The sequence below is a fragment of the Paraburkholderia xenovorans genome (genome assembly GCF_046030735.1).
GTDB lineage: Bacteria > Pseudomonadota > Gammaproteobacteria > Burkholderiales > Burkholderiaceae > Paraburkholderia > Paraburkholderia xenovorans_A.
On the sequence record NZ_JAQQBV010000009.1, the window covers coordinates 119778 to 134467 of the forward strand.

The 14690-nt window shown below is 64.3% G+C and carries 11 protein-coding genes; 1 reads left to right on the forward strand and 10 read right to left on the reverse strand.

Annotated features, from left to right (window positions below; all coding sequences use genetic code 11):
• Positions 1 to 24: 24 nt before the first annotated feature.
• Both PQQ51_RS11220 and PQQ51_RS11225 read right to left on the reverse strand, forming a co-directional pair.
• A complete protein-coding gene (locus tag PQQ51_RS11220; RefSeq protein WP_408496842.1) occupies positions 25 to 1764 on the reverse strand; it encodes an FAD-dependent oxidoreductase in 1740 nt (579 codons plus the stop codon).
• Between the two features lie 233 nt (positions 1765 to 1997).
• The gene (locus PQQ51_RS11225; RefSeq protein WP_408496843.1) at positions 1998 to 2618 is read right to left on the reverse strand and encodes a DapH/DapD/GlmU-related protein; all 621 of its coding nucleotides are present in this window, start codon (positions 2616 to 2618) and stop codon (positions 1998 to 2000) included.
• Positions 2619 to 2802: 184 nt separating this feature from the next.
• On the opposite strand from PQQ51_RS11225, the gene PQQ51_RS11230 reads away from it, so the two are divergent.
• The gene (locus PQQ51_RS11230) at positions 2803 to 3276 is read left to right on the forward strand and encodes a hypothetical protein (RefSeq protein WP_408496844.1); all 474 of its coding nucleotides are present in this window, start codon (positions 2803 to 2805) and stop codon (positions 3274 to 3276) included.
• Between the two features lie 31 nt (positions 3277 to 3307).
• On the opposite strand, the gene PQQ51_RS11235 is transcribed toward PQQ51_RS11230, so the two are convergent.
• From PQQ51_RS11235 to PQQ51_RS11270, 8 genes are all read right to left on the reverse strand, one after another.
• Entirely contained in the window at positions 3308 to 4642 is a 1335-nt protein-coding gene (locus PQQ51_RS11235) for a glycosyltransferase WbuB (protein ID WP_408496845.1), read from the reverse strand.
• 69 nt (positions 4643 to 4711) lie between these two features.
• On the reverse strand, positions 4712 to 5854 hold the full coding sequence (locus tag PQQ51_RS11240; RefSeq protein ID WP_408496846.1) for a glycosyltransferase family 4 protein: 1143 nt from the start codon (positions 5852 to 5854) through the stop codon (positions 4712 to 4714).
• Positions 5855 to 6011: 157 nt separating this feature from the next.
• Positions 6012 to 6968 carry a GDP-L-fucose synthase family protein gene (locus tag PQQ51_RS11245; RefSeq protein ID WP_408496847.1) on the reverse strand — a complete coding sequence of 319 codons (957 nt, stop codon included), beginning with the start codon at positions 6966 to 6968 and terminating at the stop codon, positions 6012 to 6014.
• A 5-nt stretch (positions 6969 to 6973) separates the two neighbouring features.
• Positions 6974 to 8092, reverse strand: coding sequence for a GDP-mannose 4,6-dehydratase (gene gmd / locus PQQ51_RS11250; protein WP_408496848.1), 1119 nt, complete (start codon positions 8090 to 8092; stop codon positions 6974 to 6976).
• Between the two features lie 81 nt (positions 8093 to 8173).
• The gene (locus tag PQQ51_RS11255) at positions 8174 to 10408 is read right to left on the reverse strand and encodes a succinoglycan biosynthesis protein ExoP (protein WP_408496849.1); all 2235 of its coding nucleotides are present in this window, start codon (positions 10406 to 10408) and stop codon (positions 8174 to 8176) included.
• A 48-nt stretch (positions 10409 to 10456) separates the two neighbouring features.
• Positions 10457 to 11596 carry a polysaccharide biosynthesis/export family protein gene (locus PQQ51_RS11260; RefSeq protein WP_408496850.1) on the reverse strand — a complete coding sequence of 380 codons (1140 nt, stop codon included), beginning with the start codon at positions 11594 to 11596 and terminating at the stop codon, positions 10457 to 10459.
• A gap of 70 nt (positions 11597 to 11666) precedes the next feature.
• On the reverse strand, positions 11667 to 13049 hold the full coding sequence (locus PQQ51_RS11265; RefSeq protein ID WP_408496851.1) for an undecaprenyl-phosphate glucose phosphotransferase: 1383 nt from the start codon (positions 13047 to 13049) through the stop codon (positions 11667 to 11669).
• A 53-nt stretch (positions 13050 to 13102) separates the two neighbouring features.
• Positions 13103 to 14656 carry a mannose-1-phosphate guanylyltransferase/mannose-6-phosphate isomerase gene (locus tag PQQ51_RS11270; RefSeq protein WP_408496852.1) on the reverse strand — a complete coding sequence of 518 codons (1554 nt, stop codon included), beginning with the start codon at positions 14654 to 14656 and terminating at the stop codon, positions 13103 to 13105.
• Positions 14657 to 14690 lie beyond the last annotated feature (34 nt).

The following is a 14690-nucleotide window of genomic DNA, read 5'->3' on the forward strand; positions in this document are numbered from 1 at the left end:
CCGGCCGCAAGCCACCCCCCACCGTCACTGCTCCTTCATCAACGGCGTCAACGCAGACGCCGCGATCGGCAACGCATCGACCTGCGATTGCACCGGGATCGTGATCATCGCGCTATTGGCGGCATCGGCCCTCGTGTTGCCGACGATGTCCGGCAAATCGAGCTGCCGGATCAGATGGGCGGCAAGACGCAACGACAGCGCCGCGATGGTAATGGTCGGGAAATTCGCGCCGACGGTCGGAAACACCGAACTGCCGCCGATATACAGATTGCCGATGCCGTGCACCTTGCAATCGCGATCCACCACGCCTTCGCGCGGCGAATCGTGCATCCGCGTGGTGCCCATGTGATGCCAGGTGCCTTCGAGCTTCGTGGGCCAGCGGCGGCCTTCGAGCGGCGCATCGAGTTCGACGTCCGCGACGCCCGCCATTTGCAATTCCCGCGCGAGCAACGCGAAGGTTTTGTCGAAGGTGCGTTGCACCTGCTCGCCGAGCCGCCACTCCACTTTCACGCGCGGCATGCCGAAGCGGTCGCGCCGCTCGGCCGACAACGTCACGCGACTGTCCGGATCGGGCGCCGCTTCGGCGATCGCCTGCAAGGTCACGTCGGTGATCAGCGCGGGCCATTGCAGCAGACGCGTCAGGCCGAAGCCCACGGTATCCAGCGGATGCGCGGCCATCGTCGCAAGGTCGGCCTTCAGGCTGCGGCCCGGCTGATCCTTCTGCATCAGCGCTTCCTTGCAGCGGATCAGCGCCTCGGAACCGGCGCTGCCCTCACCGTACCAGCGCGAGTACAACCACACCCGCGAATTGAGCAGCTTTTCGCGCTCCATCCACTCCTGTTTCGGCGCGAACTGCGACGAAATCTTCGTGCCGTGCGCCGATACCGCCGCGTTCTGATAGTGGTACTTGATGTCGTACAGCTTGTTGCGCGGGATGCCTTGCCGGAACCGCACCTTGCCCGACATCACACGCGGATGGTCCATGAAATAGCGGCCCACCAGATCGTTCGCATTGCCGAGGCCCGTGCTCTGCACATCGTTCGACGCGAGCAGCAGGCGCGCATTTTCGATGCCGCCGGTAGCCAGCACGAAAGTCTTCGCCGTCACCGAAATCCTGCGGCCGCTGATCGTGCCCACCTGCACACGCGAAATCGACGTGCCCTGCGCGTCGGCATCGATATTCAGCACGTTCGCGTACAGAAACACCCGCACGCGCGGCGAGCGCGACAACTCCTCGCGATACACCTTGCCGAAACGCAGCGGCGGGCTGAACTGCGCGACGGTATCGCGCATGTCGCCCGTCGCGAGCGGTATGCGGCGCACGTCTTCGCGGCCGATTTCTCGCTCCCAGTAGGCCGGATCGAAATTCTGCGGGCCGAGCTTCAGCAGCTCGTGCGTGCGCGCATAGTACGGCGCGAGTTCGTCGAGTCCGAACGGCCAACCGCTGTGAGGAATCCAGTCGCGCTTCTCGAAGTCCCACGGGTCGAGCGGACGGCACCAGCCGCCCCAGCAATTGCTGCTGCCGCCGAAATAGCGGCTGCGCGAGCCGTCGGCGAACGTATACGGCAGGCCGGCGTTCTCGCCACGATAGAGATCGCGCGTTTCGTCGTCCGGCCCGAACCCGCCGCTTTCCAGCATGCACGTGTCGACACCGGCCCTCGACATCTCCAACGCAAGCGTGATCCCGGCTACCCCGCCGCCGATGATGCAGACTGTCGTTTCGATGACCGTGTTCTGTTCGACGTTGCGAGTATCGATAAACATCCCTGCTCCCCATCTTCTTGCTGCATGTCTTGAGTGCGTCCACCCGGCGGCTCGCCAGCCGGAGCTAGCAAGCAAGCCAACGCACACATCGTTGCCGGATCCATCCATCGAACGAATCACGTCGCGCCGATCTTCAAAAGTCGATCGATAAAGCGCATCGCGGCGGCCGATATTCCGGTGCTCAACGACTTGGCCTCCTCAGCGTACAAACGCTGCGGTTCTATCTATGTGGTTCAGGTCACGGAACCGAAGCGATTCCGGATAAAACGACACGGATTTCCGCCGTACACGCCCTCCGCTTCAAGGGACCGATGCACGACCGACAACGGCGTCACCACGGCCGACCGGCCGATCGTCACGCCCATCTGCACGACACATTTCGACGTAATCCATACGCCGTCTTCGATAACGATCGGCGCGACGCGCAAATCCATATTGGTGCTCATGTCATGCGAACCCGCGCTCAGGAATGTCCCCTGGGAGATGCACACGTTCGAGCCGATGCGGATCGTCGCCTGGTTGTAGATCCACACGTCCACGCCGAACCAGCAGTGATCGCCCACCTCCAGATTCCACGGCGCTTTCACGCGGATCGGATGCACGAGGCGGCAACCGCGGCCGATCTTCGCGCCGAACAGGCGCAGCAGCGCGACCCGCACGAACGACAGCGGCAGCAGCTTGTTGTTGATCACGCAGGCTTCGAGGAAGAACCACAGCATCTCGATCAGCACACCGCGTTTCGCGCGGTAATTGCCCTTTCCCGCAAGACTCAGATCGATCACGCGGCCGTCCTCACGCGTTCTCTGTTCCTGCGGCATACGCCCGATCAGCGGATCGTCGGCAACGTTACCCATCAGCTTTCTCCGGACCACACAAGGTGGTGAACACACCCATACAAGCCTGCCAGCTTGCTTACATTATGTTTCGGTCCACTACCCAAATTCGCGTAGTGGCTGTACAGGGAAGCGTTTTGGCGGCTACACGCGTGAAGGTTGGCGCACGATAGCTGTATCCAGACGCATCACTCGGGGGAACACAATGAACAGATCGCTTCGACACACCAGCACCGCATTGGCGGTCGCCATCGCCGCTTGCGCGGCGCCCGTATTCGCGCAGAACGCGGCGCCCAAAGCTGCGGCTCCCGCGGCCACCACCGCCACTTACGGCACCGCCGCGCCGACGCCCGTCGATCGTCAGGCCGCGCGTCGCAAGAAAGAACAGGGCCTGCTCGGCGCCCCGCGCGAATACGGCACGCCCGGCGCCGGCAACGACACCGCCGACGCGCAGCAGGCCGATCTGCTCGACGAACAACGCATGCGGGTGGGCGGCGGTGGCGCGCAAGGCGGCGGCATGCCCGCGCCCGGCAAAGCCGCGCGCAATAACAAGGCGCCCGCCGATGCGCCCAAAGCGGGCGACAACCTGATGGCCGCCGGCGCCGCGAAGTCCACTTACGCCGACCCGTACGGCACCACCGGCGCCGGCAAGCGCGCCGTCTATCGTTCGCCGTGGTGAGTGCGTATTCATGACAGGGCCGCGTGCCGGATCAATCCGGCGCGGCTTCCTCCGCGTCCGCGGTCTTGTGACGCCGCCGGGCCGCAACACCTGAAGAACCCGTGCCGAATGGCGACGGCCGTTGCTTCACCGGTTCGCCCGCTGCCTGCGGGCACAGAATCGCAAGCCGCTCTTCGAACGCGCGCATCGTCGACTCCGGCGACAAACTGCGCTCCGCATAATTGCGCGCCGCCTTGCCGAGCGCCGCGCGCCGTTCGGGATCGCTCGCCAGCACCGTGAGCGCCGCCGCCAAAGCCTTGACGTTGTCCGGCGGCACGACCACGCCGCGCGGCGCCACCGCTTCGTAAAGCGCGGTGCCGCGGCGCGCCATCGCAACGGTCGCGCGGCCGCTCGCGAACATGCCGGTGAGCTTGGACGGCATCACCAGATCGGCGGCGTCGCCGCGTTGCGGCAGCACGTGAATGTCGGCGAGATTGAGCAGTTCGTTCAGCCGGTCGGCCGGTTGCAGCGGCATGAAAATGCAATTGGCCGAGCCCGCGCAGCGCTCGAGCAAACTCTCCCGCGCGGCGCCGCTGCCGCAGAACACGAAGGTCAGATCGGCGCGCGCGGCAAGCGATGCCGCCGCGTCCGCGAGTGTTTCGATCCCCTGTTTCGCGCCCATATTGCCCGAGTAGAGCACGACTTTCTGCCCCGCCGAAATACCCAATACGCGGCGGTAGTCGCTCGCGCGCGGCAGCGGAAAGATCGTCGCCACGTCGACCCAGTTCGGCAGGCAAACGATCCGCGCCGGCAACACACCCTTGGCCGCCGCGCGCGTGGTCATCTGCCGCGTGATCGACGACACCGCATCGAAGCGCCGCAACAACGCGCTTTCGATCCAGCGCGCGATACGCGACGCGCGCGAACTCTTCAGCAGGCCCAGATCGAATGCCGCATCCACTTCGAAATCCTGAATATGCAGCCACGTGCGCGCGCGCGTGAGCGCCGCGACGCTCAGCGCGGCCGGCGCACACATCAGCGTCGGCGCGATCAGCATCACCACGTGCGGGCGCCACAGCGCCTGCCACGCGAGCACCGGCAGCGAACTGGCCGCGAACGTGGCGAGATGCAGCATGCGCTTCATGCCGCCGGGACGCGACGGCACCCACAACGGCGCGCGCCAGACCGTCACCGCGTCGCGCGTCTCGCGCCGGTAGCGCCACGACGCATAGCCGTCGGCGACACGCCACTCCGGGTAATAAGGCGGTGCGCACACCACCCGCACGTCGTGCCCGCGCTGTGCCAGCAACACGGCCATCTCCGCCGTGTACTTGCCCGTTCCCGTCAGTTCCGGTGCGTAGTTGAGGCCGTAGATAAGGATCTTCATTGTGGCAGCCAGAACGGTTCCAGGGCATTGCACGGGCGACGCGGCGACCCGCCGCGCCGGCCACGCGCATCAGTCGCTGAGCATCAGGGCGCAGCCGCGGGCGATATTCGCGGCTGCGGAAGGCGGGTCGAAGCGCCGGATCACATCCATGCAGCGATGCGCGGTGCCGGCGGCGTCGGCGAACGCTTCCATCGCTTTCAACATCGTGCGCTGCAACGCGGCGACATCGCCCGCCGTGAACGCATAGCCGCTCACGCCGTCGATCACCAGTTCGGGCACGCAGCCGCAGCTTTCGCTGACCACCGCCGGGCAACCGTGCGCAAGCGATTCGTTGACGACGAGGCCCCACGGTTCGCTGTAACTCGGCAACACGAGACAGGTCGCGCCGTAGTACTCACGCGTGAGCGGCTCGTCCTGCAAGCTGCCGGCGAAGGTCACTGCATCGTTCAGTTCCAGCCCGGCCACCTTCGCATGCAGCACGTCCGCCATCGGCCCCGTGCCGACGATACGCAAACGCGCGGCCGGAATGCGCCGCCGCAAACCGGCGAACGCCTCGATCAGCGTGCCGATACCCTTCTCTTCGGACAACCGCCCCACGTACAGAAACACGGGCGGATTGCCGGCCCGCGCCTCGGCTCGTTCGACGAGCGCCCGCTCCGGCGAGAACGAGCCCGGCAAGGCCGCGGCCTGGCACGGCACGAAAATCTTGTCGCGCTTCGCGCCGAGCGACAGCAGATACTCGCGGCTACGCTCGCCGAAGCCGAAATAGCCGTCGCAGAGCGCGAAAAACACCCGCTTCGGAATCGACGTGAGCAGCTTCTTCGGCCGGTCGCGCGCGGTCGAATCGCAGAACACCGCCCGCCGTTTGCCCGTGACGATGCACGCCGCCAGCATCGCCCAATACTCGGGGCGGTGATAACCCGGCAGCACGATCAGATCCGACTTGGCCCGCAACACTTCCCACGTGAGCCGCCACGTGAGCTTGAGCATCGGCACGTCTTCGTAGCAACCGTCGAACAGCTTCTGCATCGGATAGCGATGGAACGAATAGTCGACTTCCGAAAAACCGATCCGGTCGTGTTCGGTGTCCGCGATCTGCACCATCGAATATCGTATTGCTCCGGATGCCGAAATATTGTGCAGCGCCGAGAACACGACACCCTTGTGACGCGACCATACGACGTTGTGGAAGATCGTGACTGAAGCCGTCATTTTGATGCCACTCCTCGAAAATTCTTCCCCCTGTGCGATCCGCGCGCTGCCTGTGCGAACCGCCCCAAGTTCCCTGGTAAGCTTTTAATAGGCGTTCAGCGACGCCTGATTGCGGCTGCGGTCCTGCAGTCATTGCGCGAGCCGCGCCGTCGCGCGCTTACGCGGCGACAGCGGCGGGGGTCGAGCCCGCGTGCAATTCGGCAAACTCCCGATAGGTCGCCGCGATCCCTTCCTCGAGACCGATGGATGCCTGCCAGCCCATCTGCGTGAGACGCGACACGTCGAGCAGCTTGCGCGGCGTGCCGTCCGGTTTGGACGCGTCGAACACCAGTTGCCCTTCGAAGCCCACCACGTTGCAAATGCACTCGGCCAGCTCGCGAATCGTCAGGTCTTCACCCACGCCGACATTGAAGAGCCCGTCCTTCACGTCGTGTTCGAGCACGAACAGCGTCGCGTCGGCGAGATCGTCGACATGCAGGAATTCGCGGCACGGCGTGCCCGAGCCCCACACCGTCAGCGTCGCGGCGCCGCTCAGCTTCGCCTCGTGCGCCTTGCGCAGCAGCGCGGGCAGCACATGGCTGCTGTTCAGATCGTAGTTGTCGTTCGGACCGTACAGATTGGTCGGCATCAACGACACGAAATGCGTGCCGTACTCGCGGTTGTACGCCTCGCACAGTTTCAGCCCGGCGATCTTCGCGATCGCGTAGGCGTCGTTGGTCGGTTCGAGCGGCGACGTGAGCAGGTATTCCTCGCGAATCGGCTGCGGGCATTGCTTCGGATAAATGCACGACGACCCGAAGAACACCAGCCGCTCCACCTTCGCGCGATACGCGGCATGGATCACGTTGGTTTCGATCACCAGGTTTTCGTAGATGAACTCGCCCGGCCGCGACGCATTGGCGAAAATGCCGCCCACCCGAGCCGCCGCGAGCAGCACCACGTCGATCCGCTCGGCCTCGAAGAAGCGGTTCACCGCAGCCTGATCCTTGAGGTCCAGTTCCGCGCGCGAACGGGTGATCACATTCGGATAACCGGCGGCGGCGAGCCGTCTGACCAGCGCGGAACCGACCATGCCGCGGTGCCCCGCGACGAAGATGCGTGCGTGTTTGTCCATTATCGTTACTCGTGATGTTCGAGCGCGGTGAAGCCGGCCAGCGTGACCAGCGCGTCACGTCTCGCAATCTGATAGTCCGCGCGCACCATTTCCTTCACGAGCGACTCGAACGGCGTGGTCGGCTGCCAGCCGAGTTGCGCGTGCGCCTTCGACGGATCGCCGAGCAGCGTTTCGACTTCGGCCGGCCGGAAGTAGCGCGGATCGACGCGCACGATCACGTCGCCGGGCGACATCTTGACCTCGCGCCCTTCGACCTTCTCGACGATGCCGACTTCGTCCACGCCACTGCCTTCGAACCGCACCGTCACGCCCAGTTCGGCCGCCGCGTGCTGTACGAATTCGCGCACGCTGTACTGCACGCCGGTGGCGATCACGTAATCCTCAGGCTTGTCCTGTTGCAGCATGCGCCATTGCATCTCCACGTAGTCGCGCGCGTGACCCCAGTCGCGCAACGCGGACAGATTGCCGAGATACAGCGTCTTCTGCATGCCTACCGCGATCCGTGCGACCGCGCGCGTGATCTTGCGCGTGACGAACGTCTCGCCGCGCACCGGCGATTCGTGATTGAACAGAATCCCGTTGCACGCATAGAGGCCGTACGCTTCGCGATAATTGACCGTGGTCCAGTACGCGAACAGCTTGGCGACCGCGTACGGGCTGCGCGGATAGAACGGCGTGGTCTCGGATTGCGGCACCTGCTGCACGAGGCCGTACAGCTCCGACGTGGACGCCTGGTAAAAGCGCGTCTTGTGCTGCAGGCCCAGAATGCGGATCGCCTCGAGAATGCGCAATGCGCCGAGGCCGTCCGCGTTCGCCGTGTATTCAGGCTCTTCGAACGACACCGCCACATGGCTCTGCGCCGCGAGGTTGTAGATCTCGTCGGGTTCGACGCGTTGAATCACGCGCAGCAGGCTGGTCGAGTCGGTCAGGTCCGCATGATGCAGAAACAGCCGCTGGTCCGGATCGTGGGGATCGCGGTACAGATGGTCGATCCGGTCTGTATTGAACAGCGACGACCTGCGTTTGATACCGTGTACGTCGTAGTCCTTCGAGAGCAGCAGCTCCGCCAGATACGACCCGTCCTGTCCAGTAATGCCGGTGATCAGCGCGACCTTACGTTTCATGAAGCATTCTCCTGGTTAAACAATGCGATGCCAGTGCCACGTTTCGGTCGAGCGGTCGGCCCCCATGACGGGGCCGCCGTCTCAACCGGCGATGCTGTCGTATCCGTAATAGCCGCCCTGATAGCCGGAGCCGAGGAACGCGCCTTCCTGCGGCACGTCGGTCAGCAGCACGCCCTTCAGATGAACGCCGCCGTTGAGCAGCCGCTTGGCCGTCTCGGAGATTTCGTTCATCGGATGACGGCCATGGCGCACCACCAGCAGCGTGGTGCCCACATGCTTGCCGATCACCGTCGAGTCGGTCACCGCCAGCACCGGCGGCGTATCGACGATCACGAGGTCGTAGTGCGACTTCAGTTCGTCGAGCATCTGCTCGAAGCGCTTGCTCATCAGCAACTCGGACGGATGCGCGGGCAGCGCGCCCTTCGCGAGCACGTCGAGACCCGGCAGCACGTCGCGCTGGATCATCGCCATCAGATCGCCGCCGCCCAGCACGTCCGACAAGCCTGGCTGATGGCCGACGCCGAAGTGCGAGTGGACGTCGCCGCGCCGCATGTCGCCGTCGATGATCAGCACGCGCTTGTTCGCCGACGCGACCAGCGCCGCCAGATTCACGGAGAGGAACGACTTGCCGGCATCGGGCCGCGAACCGGTGATCATCACCACGTTGTTCTCAGCGTGATCGAGGGACAGTTGCAGCGAGGTGCGCAGATTGCGCACGCCCTCCACGGCGATGTCTTCCGGCGCCTGCTGCGCGAGCACATGCAAACCGCGGCGGCGCAGCATCACGTTTTCCTGCAAACGCAATTGCTGCTGGCTGCGCGGCACGATCGCGAACACCGGCACGCCGAGCGCGGCTTCGATCTCGTCCGGACGCTCCACGCCGCCGTACATCGCGCGCTTGAAGAAGGTCAGCATGATGCCGATCGCGAGACCGCCGCCGAGCGCGATCAGGATCGCGAGCACGCGTTTCGGACGCACGGGTTCGTCAGGCGCTTCGGCGAAATCCACCACGCGCACGTTGCCCACCTGGCCCGCCTTCGCGACGCGCAATTGCTGCGCGCTGTTCAGCAGATTGGTATAGAGCTCCGTGTCCACGTGCACGTCGCGCAGCAGACGCAACGCGGTCTGCTCGGTATCCGGCATCACCGAGACGCTGCGGTTCATGTTGGCCTGCGCGCCCTGCAACGCGGCGATCTGCGCATCGAGCGCGGCCACCGCCGGGTGATTCGCGGTGAAGCGTTGCGACATCTCCGCGCGTTGCGTCTGCAGATCGAGCAGCTTGGTCTTGTTGTCGACGATCTGCTGCAACAGCAGGCGGCTTTCTTCGCCGAGGTCCACCGTGCCGTGCGTGTTGCGGAACTTGTTGTAACGCTGTTCGGCGTCGTCGAGTTCCTTGCGCAGGCCGGGCAGTTGCTGGTCGAGGAACGCGAGCATGTGCTCGGCTTCCGTCGACCGGCTTGCCACGTCCTGGCGCACGAATTCGCGCGCCATGCTGTTGACGATCGCGGCCGTCAACGCACTGTCGCCGCCTTCGAGACTCGCGCGGATCACGCCGGACTGCAGCGTGGTTTCCGCGACCACCAGCGACTTCTGCAAGCGGTCCACGGTGCCCAGCGTCGACGCGCGCTGCAATTCGAAACGCGAGCCGGGGGGGCCGGTCAGCGTGTCGACGTGCAGTGCGATCGGGCCGTCGGCGGTATCGGTTTCCACCGTTTCGCCGACATGGCCCGACAGGATCGCGATCCCATTCCTGTCGCGCAACACATACGAGCCCTCCGTGCCTGCAATCAGCGTGAAAGAGGTGTCGTACATGTCCTTCGACGTGTCGAAACGCGATACTGCAATGCTCTCGTTGCCCCACGCGTAACCGGACAGGTTGATGAACTGGGGCAGCTTGAAGCCCCACTGTCCGTTCACGAGGCCCGCGATCATCCCGCCGATCAGCGGGAAATAGCGCGGCGACGCCGAGATGTCCAGATGCAGCCGCTTGACGGTTTCCTCGGTGACGAGCCGCGATTTCAGCAGCTCGATCTCCGCGGCAGTCGACGGCTTGGTGTCGAACATGCCGGTGAGCGGCGGCAAGGAATCCTTGCCGTTCGCGTTTGCGTTGCCCGTCTTGTCCTCGACATGGAACAGCACGTCCGCGCGATACACCGGCGGAGCGAGGAACGCATAGGCGCACCCCAGCGCCAATGCGATCGCCGTCACAGTGAGGATCGTGCGCCAGCCTCGCACGATCGTGCGCAGATAGTCCGATAGATGCAATTCATCCGGTCCGGACACATCCGTGTAGCGGTTCTCGAAGTTGATAGCCATTTTGTTCACCCAACAAAGCCCGGCGGTTCAGGAGCGCGAGGCGTGGTTTTACTTCGCGACGATCACACCTGTCACGGCCGCATTGATCGCCGGCAGGAACAGATTCAGCACGCGGTTGAAGCGGACCAGCGCACCGTTATCGACGTAGACCACGTCCTTCGGTTGCAACTCGAACTGGTTCGCGAGCACCATCGAAACCGGCGACGTGGCATCGAGGTGATAGACCTCGGGCGTTTCGCTGGTCGAATTGCGGATCACGAACAATTGCTTGGTTTCAGCCGTAGCCGGGTTGAAGCTGCCGCTGTCGGAGAGCGCCTGCGACAAGGTCAGCGTGCCGTTGCGCATCGGCAGGATGGTCGCCGGCTTGTTGACTTCGCCCATCACGAACACCGCGCTGTCGTCGCGCGACGAAACCCGCACGATGTCGCCCGGCTTCAGATAGATGTCGCCCGGATTGCGGCCGCGCTTCACGAGGTCGTCCACGTTGATCGCGTAGGTCGAGCCGCCGCGAATCAGGTCCACGCGGCTGCGGTCCGCATTCGCGCTGAAGCCGCCGCTCTGGTTGATCGCGCTCGTCAGCGACATCGGAATGTCGTTGAGCGCCTGCGCGCCCGGCAAGCGCACTTCGCCGTCCACATAAACCTGCGCGGCACGGAACGACGCGACCCGCACCGTGACTTCAGGCTTCTGATAGACCACGCTCAGCTTCTTGTGCAGTTCGCGCTGGATCGTGCCGATGTCCTTGCCCGCGACATGCAGCGTGCCCGCGTACGGGAACTGCACGTCGCCGTTTTCATCGATCAGGAACCCCGGCGCCGCATCCGACGTTTTCGCGTTTTGCGCGGGCTGGCCGAGCGCCGCCGCGAGTTCCGGGTGATCCCACACGACGATCTGCAGCACGTCGCCCGGACCGACCTTATACGCGGTCGGCTTGCCGAACAGGCCGACCGTATCCGTCGGCAACTCGGAAGCCTTGTGCGCGGCCTTCATCTTGCGCAGCAACGCGAGGTTGATATCCGTAATCGGCACCTGCACCTGCTGCGACGCTTCGGTGCTGTATTCGCCACCGGTTTCCTGCACCGCGGCCGGCGTAATCATTCTTTGCCCCGGCGAGAGCGAGCATCCCGAAAGCAATGATGTCACCGTGCAAATCACCAGACTTCCCGTACGTATTCCGAGCGAACCCATGATCTTCCTCCTTGCGCCAGGGCATCTGTCCTCGGGGGAGGCAGCGCCCAGCGTGCTTGTTAACCACTTCTTAGTAAGCGTTTCGATGCACCAGTCCTGCAACGATCGTCGCGCCGATAATCCGCATGTCGAGTGCGAACGACCAATGCCCCAGGTAGTACAGGTCATGTTCGACACGACGCTCCATCTTTTCTATGCGGTCCGTTTCGCCACGAAAGCCGTTGATCTGCGCCCAGCCCGTGATACCCGGCTTGATCCGGTAGCGATTGATGTAGCCCGCGACCACCTTCTGATAGAGGTCGTCGTGCTCGAGTGCATGGGGACGCGGTCCGACGACCGACATATCGCCACGCAACACGTTGAAGAATTGCGGCAGTTCGTCTAGACTCGTGCGGCGCAGAAACGCGCCGACTCGCGTCACGCGCGGATCGTCGCGGGTCGCCTGCTGGACGACGCCTTTTTGCCCGGCGTGCAAGCGCATCGAGCGGAATTTGTAGATCGTGAAGACGCGGCCGTCCGCGCCTTTACGCTTCTGCCTGAACAGCACCGGGCCGCGCGAAGAACACTTCACCGCGAGCGCAATCGCGAGCATGATCGGCGCGAGACCCAGCAGCGCGGTCGCGGCAAACAGGCGATCGAAGATTTCCTTCTTCAGCAGTGAGTTCGCCGACAGCGGCGACGCGACCAGATTGATCGCCGGCACGCCGAGCAGATCGATCACGCCGCTGCCTTCGAACAGCGCGAGGCTGCGCACGTCCGGCATGAAGCGGATGTTCACCAGATCGTCGCGGAATTCGTTGATGAGCGACACGATCAACGGTTCCTCGGTGAGCGACAGCATCAGCCACAGCTCGTGCACGTCGTTCGTACGAATGTATTCGGCCAGCGCGTCCACCCGTTCGAACACCGCCACGCGCGAGCTCGTCACCGCGACCTCGGGCCGCGTGTTGAACACCGCGCTCGCGCGAAAACCCGTCGTGGGTTCCGACTCGATCCGGCGAATGATCGTGTCGCATTGCTGGCCGCTGCCGACGATCGCCACGCGGTGCAGATTCATCCCGGCGCCGCGAGCGCGCGCCAGCACCGCATGCGTGATCAGCCGGTAGGCGATCAACAGGCCGCCCGTCATCGCGGTCCAGTACGAAAACCACAAACGCGATACGAAATCGGCACGGTGCAGCGAGTACATCAGCACCAGCGCGCAGCCCTGCACCATCAGCCATGCGAGCGACACCTGGCCCGCCAGCGCGAGCTTCGAACGGCCGCGCCACGATTCATACACGCCGAACGCCGGAAAGATCGCCAGCGCGAAGGCAGCGGAAAACATCACGAACGCCCAATAGAACCCGGATTGAGCGAGATATTCAAAGCGGATCTGCGACGCCACCGCCGCACCCGCGAGCACTAACGCGACATCGAATATTCGCGCGAGCAAATCCTGAAACTTGCGCATTTTGCTTCCCTCGTTCTTGCCGTTCTTATCCGCGGATGATTCGCGGCGCGCTGTTAGGAGCAGCGGCCGTAGTTGTCGTTGAACCTCACGATGTCGTCTTCGCCGAGATAGGCGCCGGACTGGATTTCAATGATCTCGAGCGGGACCTTGCCCGGGTTCTCGAGGCGGTGGCGCGTGCCGAGCGGAATGTAAGTCGACTCGTTTTCGCTCAGCAGGAAGGTCTCTTCGCCGCGCGTGACGAGCGCGGTGCCGCGCACCACGACCCAGTGCTCGGCGCGGTGGTGATGCAGTTGCAGCGAAAGCTGCGCGCCCGGCGTGACGACGATGCGCTTCACCTGAAAGCGCTCGCCGTGATCGATCGAATCGTAGAAGCCCCAGGGGCGCCGCACCTTCCGGTGTGCTTCGGCTTCGGGTGCGTGCTGCGCCTTGATGCGCGACACGAGTCCCTTCACGTCCTGCACATGCGAGCGGTCGACCACCAGCACCGCGTCCGCCGTTTCGACGACGACGACATTGGTCGTGCCGACGCACGCGACAAGGCGCCCTTCCGAATGCGCGTAGCTCGACACCGCGCCTTCGAACGCCACGCGGCCGCGCCCGGCGTTGCCGTTGGCGTCCTTGTCCATCGCGGCCCATACGGCGTCCCACGAACCGAGGTCAGACCAGCCCGCATCGAGCGGCACCACGACGCCGGCAGGATTCGGCGCGGACTCGGCGCCCCCGGCTTCGGCAGCGGCGGGTACGTCGGTCAGACGCTCCATCACCGCGTAGTCGATCGAATCCGCGGGCGCGGCGAGGAACGCGTCGAGCAGCGGACGGAAATACGCGCCGTCCACGCGGCCTCCGGTGAACGCCTGTTCGCAGGCCGCATGCATCTCGGGCTGCAAGCGCTTCAACGTGTCGAGCCACACGCTCGCCCTGACGATGAAGATGCCGCTATTCCACCAGTAAGTACCCGCTGCCACGTATTGCGCGGCAATCTCTTCTGCCGGCTTCTCGACGAAGCCGTCGATCACGTGCGCGCCTTCGGGCAGTTCCGCGCCGATCCGGATATAGCCGAAACCGGTGTCGGGACGGGTCGGCGGCACGCCGAGCGTCGCGATCGAGCCCTGCTCCGCATGCCGCGCGGCGTTTTCGAACGCGCGTTGCAACGCACTCACGTCGGCGATCGAATGGTCGGCCGGCATCACGATCAGAATCGCGTCATGACCATCGGCGCATGCGAGCGAAGCCGCGAGCGTCAACGCGGGCGCCGTATCGCGCCGTGCGGGCTCGACGATCAGGCGCGCATTCACGCCGTTTTCCTGAAGCTGCTCCGCGATCACAAAGCGGTGCTCTTCACCGCACACGATGATCGGCGACACATCCACCGACCAGCCGGACGGAAATCCATCCATGCGGCGCGCGGTCGCCTGCAACAGCGAATCCGAACCGACCACGTCGATCAGTTGCTTCGGAAAATTTTCGCGCGATACCGGCCACAGACGCGTACCCGAGCCACCGGCGAGAATCACCGGCACGATGCGCTTGCAGCTCGCTCCAGCCGTTGCGACGCCCACGCCGCGCGGATCGACCGACGCAGCGCTCCCAGCATCCTGAATCAACATATTCGCATTCCTTATAATTCTTCAAAGTCAACGA